Here is a 14,782-nt window from a genome sequence, read left to right on the forward strand (position 1 = left end):
TACAGTTGGCCGGATGAGCAGTCACCCCAGCCCCAAGCCCGGCGCCTATGCGCTGTCCATGACCCAGGTGCTGCTGTGCGGCGCCATGATCGTGACGATCTCGATGGGCATCCGCCATGGCTTCGGCTTCTGGCTGCAGCCCATCACGCAGGCCCGCGGCTGGACGCGCGAAACCTTCGCCTTCGCGCTGGCGATTCAGAACATCGCCTGGGGCGCCTGTGGGCCGATTGCCGGCATGCTGGCCGACCGCTTCGGCGCCTTCCGCGTGCTGGTGGCAGGCGGCCTGCTCTACGCGCTGGGCCTGGTGCTGATGGCGCTGTCGACCAGCGGCCTGGCCTTAACCGGCAGCGCCGGTCTGCTGATCGGCATGGCGCAGTCGGGCACCACCTATGCAGTGATCTATGGCGTGCTGGGCCGCAATGTGGCGCCCGAGCGGCGTTCCTGGGCCTTCGGCGTCGCCGCCGCAGCGGGCTCCTTTGGGCAATTCCTGATGGTGCCTGTGGAAACCTGGCTGATTGCCTCGGCGGGTTGGCAGAACGCCCTCTTCCTGCTGGGCCTGGCGGCCTGCGTCATCGTGCCGCTGGCACTGGGGCTGCGGGAACCGCAGCGCAGCGTCGCCACCACCGGCCATCAGCAAAGTGTGCTGCAGGCGCTGCGCGAGGCCTTCGGCTACCGCAGCTTCCAGTTGCTGATGCTGGGCTACTTCGTCTGCGGCTTCCAGGTCGTCTTCATCGGCGTGCACATGCCCAGCTACCTGCGCGATCACGGCCTGAGCCCGCAGGTTGCCACCACCGCGCTGGCGCTGATCGGCCTGTTCAATGTCTTTGGCACCTATGGCGCCGGCGTGCTGGGCCAGCGCATGCCCAAGCGCTATCTGCTCTCGGCGATCTACGCGCTGCGCTCGGTGGCCATCGTCATCTTTCTGTCCGTGCCGCTGACGCCGCTGAGCGTCTATCTGTTCTCGGCCGTCATCGGCGTGCTGTGGCTGTCCACCGTGCCACCGACCAATGCGGTGCTGGCGCAGATCTTCGGCCTGCAACATATGTCGATGCTGGGCGGCTTTGTCTTCTTCAGCCACCAGATCGGCAGCTTCATGGGGGTCTGGCTGGGCGGCCGGCTCTACGACGCCAGCGGCAGCTACGACATCGTCTGGTGGCTGGCCGTGGCGCTGGGCGTGATGGCCGCCTTGGTCAATCTGCCGGTGCGCGAGAGTCCCATCGCGCGCAGCGGCGCCGCACAAGCCGCCTGAACATGCCCCCCATCGGTCGCCGCTGGCTGCTGCGCCTGCTCGCTGCAACGGCGCTGTTGCTGGTCTTTTTCGCCTACCAGCAGCCCGGCCTGATGGTGGAACTGGCCAATCAGCTCTGGTCCTGCTTCTGAAACGCCATGCTGGAAGCCCCAACTCGCCCATCTCCCTGGCTGCTGCGCTGGCAGCAGGCCGCCCAGCCCGGCCACAGTGCGCTGGACCTGGCCTGCGGCTCGGGCCGCCATCTGCGCTGGCTGGCCGCACGAGGTCTGCAAGTCACCGGCGTTGACCGCGACGCAGCCGCGCTGGCACCGTTGGCCGGCCTGGGTAGCAGCGTGGAGCTGATCAACGCCGATATCGAAGCCGGCCCCTGGCCGCTGGCGGGCCGACAGTTTAATCTGGTGCTGGTCAGCAATTATTTGTGGCGCCCGCTGCTGGCGCAGATCGTTGCCAGTGTGGCGCCGGGCGGCTGGCTGATCTACGAGACCTTTGCCCACGGCCAGCAAAGCATTGGCCGGCCGGCGCGGGCGGACTTCCTGCTACAGCCTGGTGAACTGCTGCAGGCCTGCGCCGGCCTGCGCGTGATCGGCTATGAGGATGGCTTTGACAGTGCAGAGGCTCGGGATGACGCTGTCAACGGCCGCTATGTGCAGCGCGTTGCTGCCGTTCGCGAAGTGGCAGCGACCGGGGGCTTTCCTCGATACCCGCTGGTAACGGCCGGAAAGGCCTGCGCTTCTCAGTAGAATCCGCGGATTGCGAGGAACCCTCATGAAACCGATTGTTGGCAGCATCGTGGCCCTGGTCACCCCGATGCAAGAAGATGGCAGTGTTGATTACGCCGCGCTGCGCCGTCTGATTGATTGGCATATCGCCGAAGGCACCGATGTGATCGGCGTGGTGGGTACCACCGGCGAATCACCGACCGTCACCGTCGAGGAACACTGCGAAATCATCCGCGTGGCGGTTGAGCATGCCGCCGGCCGGGTGCCGGTGATGGCTGGCACCGGTGCCAATTCAACCGCCGAGGCCATCAATCTGAGCCGCTTCGCCAAACAGGTGGGCGCCGATTGCACGCTGTCGGTCGTGCCCTACTACAACAAGCCGTCGCAGGAAGGCATCTACCAGCACTTCAAGGCGATTGCCGAGGCCGTGGACATCCCGATGATGCTCTACAACGTGCCCGGTCGCACCGTGGCCGATATGGCACCGGAAACGACGCTGCGCTGTGCCAGCCTGCCCGGTGTCATCGGCACCAAGGAAGCCAGCGGCAATATCGAGCGCTCGGCCCAGCTGATCAAGCACGCCCCCGCCGGCTTTGGCATCTACTCGGGCGACGACGGCACCGCCATCGCCTCGATGTTGATGGGCGGACGTGGCAATGTCAGCGTCACTGCCAACGTCGCCCCGCGCGCGATGCATCTGCTGTGCCAGGCCGCGATGGCCGGCGATGTCCGCGAAGCCACTCGCCTTCATTTCGAACTGCTGAGCCTGCACAAGCAGCTGTTCTGCGAACCCAGCCCCGCACCGACCAAATGGGCGCTGCAACGCCTGGGTCATATCAAGCAGACTGTGCGATTGCCGATCACGCCGCTCACCGCCGCCGGCCAAGCCAGCGTCGAGCAGGCGATGCGTGAGGCAGGTCTGCTCTAATCGCCACTTTGCAAGCGCAGCACCAGCGGTTCAAACCCACCGCTGCGCCCCCCTGACCACTGGAGATGTCTAGCGTGACTCGTCCCTTCATTGTTTCCTCCAAGGCCCTGGCCTGTGCGAGCCTGGCCGCGACTCTGGCGGGCTGCGGCACGGTGGAGGGCATGTTCTCATCCGACAAGGTCGACTACCGCACCGGCGCACGCCAGACCACCGGCCTGGATGTGCCGCCCGACCTGACCCAGCTGGTCAAGGAGCAGCGCGCCCAGAACCCCGATGGCGTGGTCAGCGCCGTGGCCTTGCAGCAGCGCAGCGCCGGCAGCGGTGCCGCGACAAAGCCGACCGCGGCCATGGCATCGCAAGTGGCCTTGAACAGTGCTGGCGATGTGCGCCTGGAGCGCAGCGGTGATGTCCGCTTCCTGCGCACCAGCGCTACCCCTGAGCAGCTGTGGCCGCTGCTGCTGGCCTTCTGGCAGGAGCGTGGACTGGAAGTCGTCAAGCAGCAGCCGGAACTCGGCCTGATCGAGACCAACTGGGCCGAAAACCGCGCCCGCCTGCCACAGGACGTGATCCGCCAGACCATTGGCAAGGTCTTTGATGGCCTGTATTCGACCGGTGAGCGTGATATGTACCGCACCCGTGTTGAACGCAGCGCTGGCGGCACCGAGATCTACATCAGCCATCGCGGCATGAAGGAGGTCTACACCGGCACCCAGAAGGACAGCACCGCCTGGCAGCCTCGGCCCGCCGAGGTCGATCTCGAAATCGAGATGCTGTCACGCCTGATGCTCAAGCTCGGCGGCAAAGACCTGGCCCCGACGACCACCGCCGATGCCGGCGCCAAAACCACCGTGCTTCCCACAGCACCGAGCGAAGCGCTGTCCCGCCCCTTGGCCGAGGTGCCGAATCAGCTGACGGTCAAGGACGGCTTCGACCTGGCCTGGCGCCGCGTTGGTCAGTCATTGGATCGCCATGGCTTCACCATCGAAGATCGCGACCGCAAGCAAGGCCTGTTCTTCCTGCGCTATGCCGATCCGACCAAGGTGGGCAAGGAAGAGCCCGGCTTCTTCGCCAAGCTGTTCGGCACCGACAAGGCGGTCACCGCCGGCCGCTACCGCGTTTCGGTCAAGGCCGAAGGTGAGCAGACCATCGTCAAGGTGCTGGACGACAAGGGCCAGTTGCAGACCGACGAGAATGCCAAGCGCATCATGTCGCTGCTGATGGACGATCTGCGCTGAGTTCTGGCTGCCGGGCGGATGCCCGGCAAGGCCGGCCTCGACGCCACCGCCAGCGCGGTGGCGTTTTTCATTGTTCTCGGAACTTTCTGGGGAGTGCGCAGCGATGCGTTTTTGCAGTCTGGGCAGCGGCAGCGGCGGCAACGCCACCGTTGTCGAAGCCAGCCAGGGCATCACGCAGACCCGGCTCTTGATCGACTGTGGCTTCAGCCTGCGTGAACTGGAGCGCCGCCTGTCGCTGCGCGGCCTGAGCGGTGCCGATCTCGACGGCATCTTCGTGACCCATGAGCATGGCGATCATGTCGGCTGCGCACTGGCGCTGGCCGGCAAATACCGCATTCCGCTGTGGGCCAGTGCCGGCACCTGGCGCGCAATCGGCAAAGAAGGGTTTGAGCCCCAACTGCTCAAGCTCTGCCGCGATGGCCAGGTGATCGGCTTTGGTGATTTGCGGCTGCAGCCCTTCGCCGTGCCTCACGACGCGGAAGAACCGCTACAGCTGCGCTGCGATGATGGTCATCACAGCCTGGGCATCATCACCGACGCCGGTAGCATCAGCGCACGGATGACTGAGGCCTTGCAAGGCTGCCACGCCTTGCTGCTGGAGTGCAATCATGATGAGGAGATGCTGCGACGCTCCGCCTACCCGGCGAGCTTGAAGAAGCGGATTCTGGGCAGCCATGGTCACCTGTCCAATCACAGTGCCGCCGACTTGCTCGCGCGCTGCCTGCACGCCGGCCTGCATACCGTGGTGGCCGCCCATTTGAGTGAGAAGAACAATCTGCCGGAACTCGCACTCGCGGCCCTGCAGCAATGCCTGGGCGACTATTCACCCGAGATACTTATCGCCCAACAGGCCGGTGGTATCGACTGGCTGGCAGTGGATAGACACTGAAACCACCAGCCATCACCACGGCTGGTCGCTCGGCTTGAAACCAAGGGCACAAAACAAAAGCCGCCTGGCTTTTCAGCCAGGCGGCTTTCGCTGAACCGGAAAACCGATTACTTGCTTGCAGCAGCCGAAGCAGCGTCAGCAGCGGCAGGAGCCGAAGCTTCAGCAGCAGGAGCCGAAGCGGCTTCCGAGGCAGCAGGAGCGGGGGCAGCGGCAGGAGCCGGAGCCGGAGCAGCTTCTTCAGCCTTCTTGCCGCAAGCGGTCAGGGCAGCAGCAGCCAGCAGGGAAGCCAACAGGATCGACTTTTTCATACTTGTCCTCAAGATCTATTAGACGAAGATTCAATTACCGGTAATTCATCGAGCCACACACTTGCAAAATGCACAGGCATGCTGCTCAGCAGAACAAGACGTGGAAACCTCGAGCGCTTCCCTCGCCTAGCCGTAAATTATAGCGTCAGCAAATGCCAGTCCTTACAGGCCCAATGTGCTGGCGCCGAAGGATTCGCTTGATCGTTGTGTGACAGCATCAAACCATTCCCTCGCCGCCAGCTCGTCACGCCGCTCTGGCGAGAGCACGGCGCGCCAGCTGTCGCGCGCCAGCAGACGCAACACGCCTTGCTCCGGCACCAGCAGCACGGCTTGAGGCAGCCGCCCACCCTGCCACTCGCTGGCCTCGAATTGAGCCGCCTGAACCAGGTGGGAATGGGTTTGCCGCCAGCGCACAAAGCGGGGATGGGCACGCTTCAAGGTCTCGAAATCCAGCGCCAGCAAACGCAGCTGACGCCCTGGCCCTGACCAGGCGTGTAGCGCCTCCAGCACGGCCGCGTCGGACCAGGGCCAGGATTCGAAATCGGCATCCAGGCAGAGGATGTCGCGTTTCTGCCGCTGCAGTGCTTGCAGCAGCACATCGCGCAAAGCCCCTAGCCATGCGGCTTTTGACTCGATGAGCTGCGCCGAGACCATCGGCTGCTCGTCAGTCGGCCAAGGGCTGCACCCAGCCGTCTTCGGTCCATTGATCGAGCAGTTCCCGAGCGCCTTCTGACAGCGCCTGGACCTGCTTGGCGCTCAGCTGGCGCGCATCGGCAAACTCGCGCATCAGCCGGGCATCGCGCCCGGCAGCACGGTAGGACTCACCGTTCAGGAACACATGGGCGCGGTCGTACATCATCCGGCTGCGCCGGTCGAGTTGCGCGCCCAGGCCCGCGGGCAAGGCATCGCCTGGCTCAAAGAACACCCGTGGCTTGGGCTCGGTCAGCGCCTCGCCCAAGGCGCGCTCCAAGGCCAGCGGTTCGCGCAAGGCGCGTTCGGCAGCATCACGAGCAAAGTTATGTAAAGCCTCTGGAATCAGGCCTGGCTGCTCGGTCGCCGGCTGCTTGGGGTCGGCATACATCTTGTTGGCATAGGCCTGTGAATCGTCATCCATCAGGCGCTGCAGCAGCTCGCGGGCCAGCTCGGCGCGCCAGGGTGTGCGAAAGCCCACCGAACAGGTCATGCACTCGCCGATGGCGATGCCATCATGGGCCCAACCTGGTGGCAGATAGAGCATATCGCCCGGCTCCAGCACGAACTCCTGCTCAGGCTCGAAATCTGCCAGCAGCTTGACCGGCACGCCCTCGCGCAGCGCGCCACTGGTCGCCACACCCTGGCGACCGATGCGCCAGCGACGCTGGCCATGGACCTGAATCAGGAAGACATCGTAGGAATCAAAGTGCGGGCCGACGCCGCCGCCATCGCTGGCATAGGAAATCATCAGATCGTCCAGCCGTGCCTCCGGCACAAAGCGGAATTGCGATAGCAGCTGATGCGCGTTTTGCAGGTGGAGATCCAAGCCCTGCACCAGCAGGGTCCAGCGCGGCTTGCTGAACGGCGGCAGCTTCGCCACCGGCCCCTGCTTCAGCGCCCATTTGCCGTTGAACTGCGACACCAGCCGCGACTCCACGTCCCCGCTGGCGGCCAGCGCGGCCAGCTCGCTGCGCGACGCTGGGGGCTGAATACCCGGCAGGGCCTGACGAACCAGCAGCGGCTGTTTCTGCCAGTGGCGGCGCATGAATTGCTCGGGGCTCAGGCCACCAAGAAGTGGAAGTTTGGCTTTGATGTTCATCGCCGGATTGTCGCCGTTGAAGCGTCCCGCAAGTGGGACTGTGGGTGCCGATTGCGTCCCGATTTCGCAAAAGTTGGCGCTGGATCAATCAGCCGACAAGACCGAGCTACCCAGAAAAATCAAAGACTTGCAGCTGCTCGAAGACGCCAACCGCAGCTGGCACGCCTTCTGCAATACAGAGCGCATGGACCTGCAAAGAACGCTTTCTCCCTGGCAACGCTGGCGTCGCCACGCGACGCGCCCTGCCCTCCTGCTGCTGCTCGTGCTCGGCACGGCCGGCGCCGGGTATGCACTGCGCCAACAAGCAGACGGCGCCGAACTGACCATCTCGGCCCGCGGTATCAGCATCGCCACCGTCGAGCGCGGACCGCTGGCCTTGGATGTACGCGGCAGCGGCGTGCTGCTGCCGCGCGACCTGCGCTGGATCGCCGCGCAAAGCGAGGCCCGTGTCGAGCGCCTGGTCGCCCAGGCCGGCAGCCGGCTCAAGAAGGGCGAGTTGCTGCTGGTGCTGAGCAACCCGCAGCTGCTGCAGCGGGCGCAAGAGAGCCGCTGGCAGTTGGAGCAGGCACAGGCCGAGTTGAAGGCACTGGGCTTGAGCCTCAGCAGCCAGGCCATGAACCAGCGTGCCGCCGCGCAACGCGCCGAGTTCGCCGCCCGCAGTGCCGAGCTGCAGTGGCAGGCTGACCAGGAGCTGCTGAAGGACGGCATGGTATCCAAGCTGGCGTTTCAGCGCAGCCGCTTCAGCGTCGAACAATCGCAGCAGACCTTGCAGTTGGAGCGCGAGTTGCTGCTGCAACACGACAGCGCCATGCAGGCACAGCTCGACGCCAAGCGCGCTGCGATCGCGCGCCTGCACAAGGCCTGGGAGCGCGATCTGGAGCTGGTTGAAGCACTGCAGGTGCGCGCCCCGGAAGACGGCGTGCTGCAGGAGCTGACGCTGCAGCCGGGTCAGAGCGTGGCCGCCGGCAGCAATCTGGCCAAGCTGTCCAGCGGCGATGCTCTCTATGCCGAGCTGCAAATCCAGGAAGCGCAGGCGCGCGACATTGCCATCGGCCAGAGCGTCACATTGGACCTGCGCACCGGCGACAAGGACGGCGTGCTCAGCGGCACCGTCAGTCGTGTCGCCCCCAAGCTCAGCAACGGGCTGCTGAAGATCGACGTCAGCATCCTGGGCCAGCTGCCACGCGGTGCCCGCCCCGACCTCAACGTGGACGGCGTCATCGCGCTGACACGCCTGGCCGACGCGCTGCAGGTGCAACGCCCCGTCTTCAGCCAGGCGATGAGCCGCGGCCATGCCTACCGACTGATCGGCGACGACCTGGCTGAGCGCATCAGCGTGCAGTACGGCCCGGCCTCGGTCGGGCGCATCGCGATCGCCGATGGCCTCAAGGCCGGCGAACGCATCGTTGTTTCCGACACCAGCGCCTGGGGGCAGAACCAGCGCGTTCGTCTGCGCTGAAGCGCAGCCCGCCTTCACCTCAACCCACCCTATAGTCAACGCGAGCCAAGGAAGCCACCATGAAATCCACCAGTACCGTTCTCCCGACGAGCGCAGGAGCCGGCGCACCGCTGATCCGCCTGACGGGCATACGCAAGAGCTTCCTCAGCGAGGAACTGGAAACCCGGGCCCTTGACGACGTGCATCTGGAAATTCGCAGCGGCGAGTTTCTGGCCGTCAGCGGCCCCTCGGGCTGTGGCAAGTCCAGCCTGCTGTCCATCCTCGGCCTGCTCGACAGTCCGAGCGCCGGCAGCTACGAGCTCAATGGCCAGCAGGTCGCGCAACTCGACAACCGGGCGCGCGCCCAGCTGCGCAACCGGCAGATCGGCTTCGTCTTCCAGGCCTTCAATCTGATCAGCGATTTGAGCGTTGAGGACAACGTCGCGTTGCCGCTGAGCTACCGCCCCGAACTGGGCCGCGCCGAGCGCCGCGATCGCGTCGCCGAGGTGCTGGCGCTGGTCGATATGGCCCATCGCGCACGCCACTATCCGGCCCAGCTGTCGGGCGGTCAGCAGCAGCGCGTCGCGATCGCCCGCGCCCTGGTCGGCCGGCCCAGCCTGATCCTGGCCGACGAACCGACCGGCAATCTCGACTCACGCAATGCCGAGCTGGTGATGGACCTGCTGCAAACGGTTCACCGTGATGGCGCCACGCTGTGCATGGTCACCCATGATCCGCGCTATGCCGCGATGGCGCAGCGCACCGTGGCACTGTTCGATGGCCGGGTCGTCGCCGACCTGCCCACGGCCGCCTTGCAGCCCCAACGCCAGCCTGCGGAGGCCCTGTGATGTTGGACGATCTGCGCTACACCGTGCAGGCACTGCTACGCCGCCCCGCTCATGCCATGCTGAGCCTGCTGACGCTGAGCTGCGGCATCGGCTTTGCCATCTACGCCGCGGCCGTCTATTTCACCTTCAACACCGGCGATCTGCCTTTTCCGCACAGCGAGCGGCTGATCGGCATTGAAGCCACCCGCGAGGGCGAACGCACCCAGGCCAATAGCGTTCACTACCTCGACTTTCAAGAGTATCAGCGCGCAGCGCCCAGCCTGGAGGGGCTGCACGCGATCCAGCTCGCCACCGTCACGCTCGGCGGCCACCGGCAGTACCCGACCAATTCCCGCGCGGCCTATGTGCCGGCCGAGATTTGGCCCTGGCTCGGCGAAGCGGCTCGTCCCGAACTCGGCCGTCAGCTGCAGGCCGGAGATGCAACACCTGGTGCAACGCCTGTGGCCGTGATCAACGCCAAGTTGTGGCAAGACTTCCTTGGCGGCGACAAGCGGGTGATAGGCAGCCACCTGAAGATCAATGGCATTGACACCGAGATCGTCGGCGTAATGCCTGCCGAACTGAACTTTCCCATGACCCAGCAGCTTTGGCTGCCCTTTCAGGCGCCCGCGGGTCCGCTCAAGCGCGCCAGCGGCTATTCGATGGGTACGCCGCAACATGTGCTGGCGCTGGGACGGCTGAAGCCGGGCGCCAGCCGTGACGGTGCCGGTCAGGAACTGTCCCTGGTCGCCCAGCAACTGGCCAAGTCCTATCCGACCAGCAACGCAAAGGTTGGCGTCATCACCCTGCCCTATGCGGCCTGGGGCATGCCCGACGTGGACATGATCTACCTCGCGCTCGGTGCAGCCGCGGTGCTGCTGCTGGCCCTGGTCTGCGTCAACACCGGCAATCTGCTGCTGGCCCGCGCCAATGAGCGACGCCAGGAACTGGCCGTGCGCAGCGCGCTGGGCGCGCCAAGGGCGCGGCTGATCAGGCAGATGCTCGGCGAAACGTTGCTGCTGTGTCTGCTGGCCTCTGTCATCGGCCTGTTCTTCAGCGCCTGGGCGCTCGAGGCAACCCAGCAAGCCGTACAGGCCACCGCCGACGGCCGCCTGCCGTTCTGGATCAAATTTTCCCTGCGTCCTCAGGCCGTGGCTGCGGCACTTGCCATCATGGTGCTAACGGCGCTGGCCACCGGCCTGCTGCCCGCCTGGCGGGCCTCAGCGCTGGATCTGAACAGCGTGCTGCGCGATGGCCGGGGTGCCCAAGGCCGCGCCGGCGGGCGCATGTCGCGGCTCATTGTGTTCGTGCAGATCGCCCTGTCCAGCCTGCTGCTGCTGGCGTCGGGCCTGCAGACCTACACGGTCCACCAGCGGCTGACGGCAGGGACCGGCACGCGAATCGAAGGCGTGCTGACCGCCAGATTGACGCCGCGCTTGGCGCAGTACAAGGGCGAGTCAGGCCAAGCCGCTCGCGCGGCACTGTGGGCGCGGCTGGAGGCACGGCTGCAGGAAGCAGCCGCGGGTGCCGGTGCGCAGCTGGCCCTGTCCGACAGCCTGCCTGGCGGTGGCATGACGATCACCGAGGAAGTGCTGCCCGAAGGCATGAGCGTCGAGGGAGATCGCTACCCCGAGGTCGGCGACTACAGCGTCAACCCCAGCTTTTTCAAGGCCCTCGATGTCAAGCTGTTGGCCGGCCGGGAATTCAACAGCCAGGACCGCGCCGACAGTCTCAAGGTCGCCATCGTCAATGCGAACTTCGCCGCTCAGTACTGGCCGGGCCAAGACCCGCTGGGCAAGCGCCTATTGCTCAAACCTGCCAACCAGCGCGGACATGGCGAGGCTGGCACGGCTCAGGATGCACAGACGCCACCGGACTGGATCACCGTTGTTGGCGTCACTCCGCATCTGTTGCAGGGCATCGGTCGGGAGCAGGGACTGCGCGCCGCCAACGTCTATCGGCCAATCAGCCAGACCGCGCCTGGCGATCTTGGCATCGCCGTCGCGGGCGTCGCTGACAACGGCGCCAGCCGGGAGCTGCTCGCACGCGCCGTCGCGCTGGCCGATCCAGCGCTGGCGCTTGAACAAGTTTTCAGTGCCGAGGAACGACAGCGCATCGCCCATGGCGGCGAGGAGGTGATGGCTGGCATGTGCCTGGTACTGGGCCTGATGACGCTCGCGCTGGCCAGCAGTGGCATCTACGGGGTGACCAGTCGCGCGGTGCAGCTGCGCGGCCAGGAGATCGGCGTGCGCCGGGCCGTTGGTGCCAGCGACGCGCAGATGATGCGGCTGCTGCTCGGCCAGGCACTGTGCCTCCTGGCCATGGCGCTGCCACCTGGACTGCTCGGCGGTGCGCTGCTGATGAGTGGCGAGCTGGCCGGCATGGCTCCTCTGGGCCTTGGCGTCGCACTGGTGGCGGCGCTGATTGCAGCGCTGGTGCTGCTGTCGACATGGCTGCCGACACGACAGGCGCTGCGCCAGCTGCCCAGCGCTGCGCTCAACTCGGCATGAGAGCCTGCTCACTCGGCGAGAATGCCACGGCCACCACTGCCCGCGATCAATGACGCCGCTGCCTGCCCCTGCCCTGCCCGTTCTGGTGGCCGACGACGACGCCGCGGTGCGCAGCGCGCTGCGGCTGTTCCTGAAGAGCGAAGGGCTGCAGGCCGAGCTGGCCGCCTCGCCGGCCGAGGCGCTGGCCTTGCTGCGCGAGCGCGAGTACGGCTTGCTGCTGGCCGATATGAACTACGGCCGCGACACCACCTCGGGCAAGGAAGGCCTGACGCTGATCGAAAGCGTCAGGACCCTGGACCCCCAGCTGCCCATCATCGCGATGACGGCCTTTGGCTCGGTGGCGCTGGCGGTCGAGGCGATGCGAGGCGGCGCGCAGGACTTCATCGAGAAGCCCTGGGACAACCAGCGCCTGGCCACGCAGATCCGCAGCCAGCTGGCGCTGCGCGACAGCCAACGTCGTGCCCAGCGCCTCGCGGCGGAAAACGCCCTGCTGATGGCCGCCGGCGACCGCCCCTGGATAGGCAGCTCGCCCGCCATGCAGACCTTGATGGGCCGGGTGGCCGCGGTGGCCAGCGCCGATGTCACGCTGCTGATCACCGGCGAGAACGGCAGCGGCAAGAGCCAGCTGGCGCACAGCATCCATCGCCAGTCGGCCCGCAGCGACGGCACCTTCATCAGCGTGAACATGGGTGCCATTCCCGACACCCTGTTTGAGAGCGAGATGTTCGGCCACGAGCGCGGCGCCTTCACCGATGCCAAGCAGACCCGACTCGGCCGCTTCGAGCTGGCCGATGGCGGCACGCTCTTCCTGGATGAAATCGGCAACCTCTCCCTGCCCCAGCAGGCCAAGCTCTTGCAGGTGCTGGAGGGCGGCCAGTACGAACGGCTGGGCTCGGTGCGGCCACGGCACGCCAATGTGCGCCTGATCGCCGCCAGCAACGCCGATCTGACGGCCATGGTCGAACAGGGCCTGTTCCGCCGCGATCTGCTCTACCGCATCAACAGCGTGCAGCTGCATTTGCCACCGCTGCGCGAGCGCGGCGCCGACGTGCTGGCGCTGGCCGAGCATTACCTGGCCAGCCATGCAGCGCGCTACCAGCGGCCGGCCAAGACGCTCAGCGAAGCAGCGCGACAGGCCCTGCTTCAGCACAACTGGCCCGGCAATGTGCGCGAGCTGGCGCATTGCATGGAACGCGTCAGCCTCTTGGCCGCCGGCGCGCAGATTCAGGCGAGCGATCTGGCCCTTTCCACGCCGTCCACACCGTCCACGCCGTCCACGCCGTCCATGCCGGCCGCACCCGCCGCGACGGCGAACGCCTTTGACGGCAGCGAACTCACACTCGAAGAGGCCGAGAAGCTGCTGATACGCACGGCGCTGCGCCGCCACGGCGGCAATGCCCTGCAGGCGGCGCAGGCGCTGGGCTTGAGCCGCTCGGCCTTTTACCGCCGGCTGGAAAAGTACCAGCTGTGATGGCAAGCCCTCAACCCGCTGGCCTGCTGCGCGGCTTTGCCCAGCGGCAGTTCCTGCTGGCGCTCGCGGGCGGGGCACCCGCCTGGGCGCTGGCCGTCTGGCTGCTGGCCGGCCTGCCCTGGCTGATCTACCCGAAAGTGCTGTTGATACTGTTGTGCACGCTGGCCTGGTTGGGCTCGGCCGTCGCGCTGCGTGCCCGGGCCGAATTCCAGCGCCAGCTGCTGGGCAATGTGATCGAGGGCATTGCCGCTGGCGACTACAGCCAGCGGCTGCGCCAGGATGGCGCCGACGACCTGCTCGGCCGCCAGCTCAACCAGCTGATCGACCGCCTGCACCAGCAGCGCCAGCAAGCCTTGGCGGCCAGCGGCCTGGCCGACAATGTGCTGCGCCATATCGATGTGGCGGTGTTCGCCTTCGATAGACAACAAAGGCTGCAGCTGGCCAACCCAACGGCGCAGCGCCTGCTGCAGCGCGGCAGCGATCAGCTGCTCGGCCGCCCAGCCGCCGAGCTGGGCCTGCTGCCCCTGCTGCAAGCGGCAGAAAGCCCGGCCGACAGCTCGACGCTGGAGCATGTCTTCGCAGGCGCCGCCGGCCTCTGGCAGCTGCGCCACCAGCGCTACGAGATTGCCGGCCAGCCACATCAGCTGCTCTTCGTCACCGACCTGAAACAGGTGCTGCGCGAGCAGGAGCTGCAGGCCTGGCAACGCCTGCTGCGCGTGCTCAGCCATGAGGTCAATAACTCACTGGCACCGATCGTCAGCCTCAGCAATCTGGTGGCGGGCAGCCTGCGCAACGAAGGGCAGCCGCCCATGAGCGAAGAGCAGCGCCGGGACAGCCTGGAAGCGCTCGGCCTGATCGAGGACCGTGCCCGCCACCTCGGCGACTTCGTCCAGCGCTATGCGCAGCTGGCCCGGCCGCCTGCACCGCACCGAGTCCCGTTTGATCTGCTCGCTCAGCTGCGCCGGCTGCCAGCCCTGCTGCCCGAGGCCGGCTTGACGCTGCAGATCGACGCCGGCGAGCACGGCGAGGGTCAGGTCTTGCCGCTTGATGATCAGACGGCCCCTTTGCCGTTTTACGGCGACGCCGCGCTGATCGAGCAGCTGATGATCAATCTGCTGAAGAACGGCATCGAGGCCGGCGGTGCACCGCTCAGCCTGGTGATACAGCGCCAGCCGCTGCAGCTGAGCCTGTTGGACCGCGGCTGCGGTCTGGCCAATCCGGCGAATCTCTTCGTGCCCTTCTACACCACCAAGCCGGGCGGCAGCGGCATCGGCCTGGTGCTGGCGCGGCAGATCGCCGAGGCTCACCAGGGCAGCCTGCAACTGCTGCCGCGCCGCAACGGGCCGGGCAGTGAGGCGCGGCTTTGTTTCGCCAGCGCTGTGCCGGCAGCCGCCGAGGCGGCTGTGAAACAATAGC

At 66.4% G+C, this 14,782-nt stretch carries 13 protein-coding genes; 11 read left to right on the top strand and 2 right to left on the bottom strand.

Annotation, left to right across the window (positions count from 1 at the left end; genetic code table 11):
• Window positions 1-13 precede the first annotated feature (13 nt).
• From RQP53_RS06685 to RQP53_RS06710, 6 genes are all read left to right on the top strand, one after another.
• Window positions 14-1,249, top strand: a complete 1,236-nt coding sequence (locus tag RQP53_RS06685; RefSeq protein ID WP_315649447.1) for an MFS transporter — start codon at window positions 14-16, stop codon at window positions 1,247-1,249.
• Between the two features lie 2 nt (window positions 1,250-1,251).
• Window positions 1,252-1,380, top strand: coding sequence for a hypothetical protein (locus RQP53_RS06690; RefSeq protein ID WP_315649448.1), 129 nt, complete (start codon window positions 1,252-1,254; stop codon window positions 1,378-1,380).
• Between the two features lie 6 nt (window positions 1,381-1,386).
• The gene (locus RQP53_RS06695) at window positions 1,387-1,989 is read left to right on the top strand and encodes a class I SAM-dependent methyltransferase (RefSeq protein WP_315649449.1); all 603 of its coding nucleotides are present in this window, start codon (window positions 1,387-1,389) and stop codon (window positions 1,987-1,989) included.
• A gap of 25 nt (window positions 1,990-2,014) precedes the next feature.
• Entirely contained in the window at window positions 2,015-2,896 is an 882-nt protein-coding gene (gene dapA, locus RQP53_RS06700) for a 4-hydroxy-tetrahydrodipicolinate synthase (protein WP_315649450.1), read from the top strand.
• Between the two features lie 65 nt (window positions 2,897-2,961).
• Complete coding sequence (bamC, locus tag RQP53_RS06705) at window positions 2,962-4,131, top strand: NlpB/DapX family lipoprotein (RefSeq protein ID WP_315649451.1); 1,170 nt, start codon at window positions 2,962-2,964, stop codon at window positions 4,129-4,131.
• Window positions 4,132-4,234: 103 nt separating this feature from the next.
• The gene (locus RQP53_RS06710; RefSeq protein ID WP_315649452.1) at window positions 4,235-5,020 is read left to right on the top strand and encodes an MBL fold metallo-hydrolase; all 786 of its coding nucleotides are present in this window, start codon (window positions 4,235-4,237) and stop codon (window positions 5,018-5,020) included.
• A gap of 470 nt (window positions 5,021-5,490) precedes the next feature.
• On the opposite strand, the gene RQP53_RS06715 is transcribed toward RQP53_RS06710, so the two are convergent.
• Together RQP53_RS06715 and RQP53_RS06720 are read right to left on the bottom strand one after the other, a co-directional pair.
• Entirely contained in the window at window positions 5,491-5,934 is a 444-nt protein-coding gene (locus RQP53_RS06715; protein WP_315649453.1) for a hypothetical protein, read from the bottom strand.
• Between the two features lie 58 nt (window positions 5,935-5,992).
• Window positions 5,993-7,120: a JmjC domain-containing protein gene (locus RQP53_RS06720; protein WP_315649454.1), complete on the bottom strand. Its 1,128-nt coding sequence runs from the start codon at window positions 7,118-7,120 to the stop codon at window positions 5,993-5,995.
• A 184-nt stretch (window positions 7,121-7,304) separates the two neighbouring features.
• Between RQP53_RS06720 and RQP53_RS06725 the strand changes: the two genes are divergently transcribed.
• The 5 genes from RQP53_RS06725 to RQP53_RS06745 are packed head-to-tail and all read left to right on the top strand — an operon-like array spanning window position 7,305 to window position 14,781.
• A complete protein-coding gene (locus RQP53_RS06725; protein ID WP_315649455.1) occupies window positions 7,305-8,579 on the top strand; it encodes an efflux RND transporter periplasmic adaptor subunit in 1,275 nt (424 codons plus the stop codon).
• Window positions 8,580-8,638: 59 nt separating this feature from the next.
• On the top strand, window positions 8,639-9,406 hold the full coding sequence (locus RQP53_RS06730) for an ABC transporter ATP-binding protein (protein ID WP_315649456.1): 768 nt from the start codon (window positions 8,639-8,641) through the stop codon (window positions 9,404-9,406).
• Window positions 9,406-11,895 carry an FtsX-like permease family protein gene (locus RQP53_RS06735; RefSeq protein WP_315649457.1) on the top strand — a complete coding sequence of 830 codons (2,490 nt, stop codon included), beginning with the start codon at window positions 9,406-9,408 and terminating at the stop codon, window positions 11,893-11,895. The genes RQP53_RS06730 and RQP53_RS06735 overlap by 1 nt, the downstream gene beginning before the upstream one ends.
• 49 nt (window positions 11,896-11,944) lie before the next feature.
• The gene (locus RQP53_RS06740; RefSeq protein ID WP_315649458.1) at window positions 11,945-13,366 is read left to right on the top strand and encodes a sigma-54-dependent transcriptional regulator; all 1,422 of its coding nucleotides are present in this window, start codon (window positions 11,945-11,947) and stop codon (window positions 13,364-13,366) included.
• Entirely contained in the window at window positions 13,366-14,781 is a 1,416-nt protein-coding gene (locus RQP53_RS06745; protein ID WP_315649459.1) for a sensor histidine kinase, read from the top strand. Before RQP53_RS06740 ends, RQP53_RS06745 begins: the two co-directional genes overlap by 1 nt.
• The last annotated feature ends 1 nt before the right edge of the window (window position 14,782 follow it).

Source organism: Roseateles aquae (genome assembly GCF_032337115.1).
Classification (GTDB): Bacteria; Pseudomonadota; Gammaproteobacteria; order Burkholderiales; family Burkholderiaceae_C; genus Roseateles_C; species Roseateles_C aquae.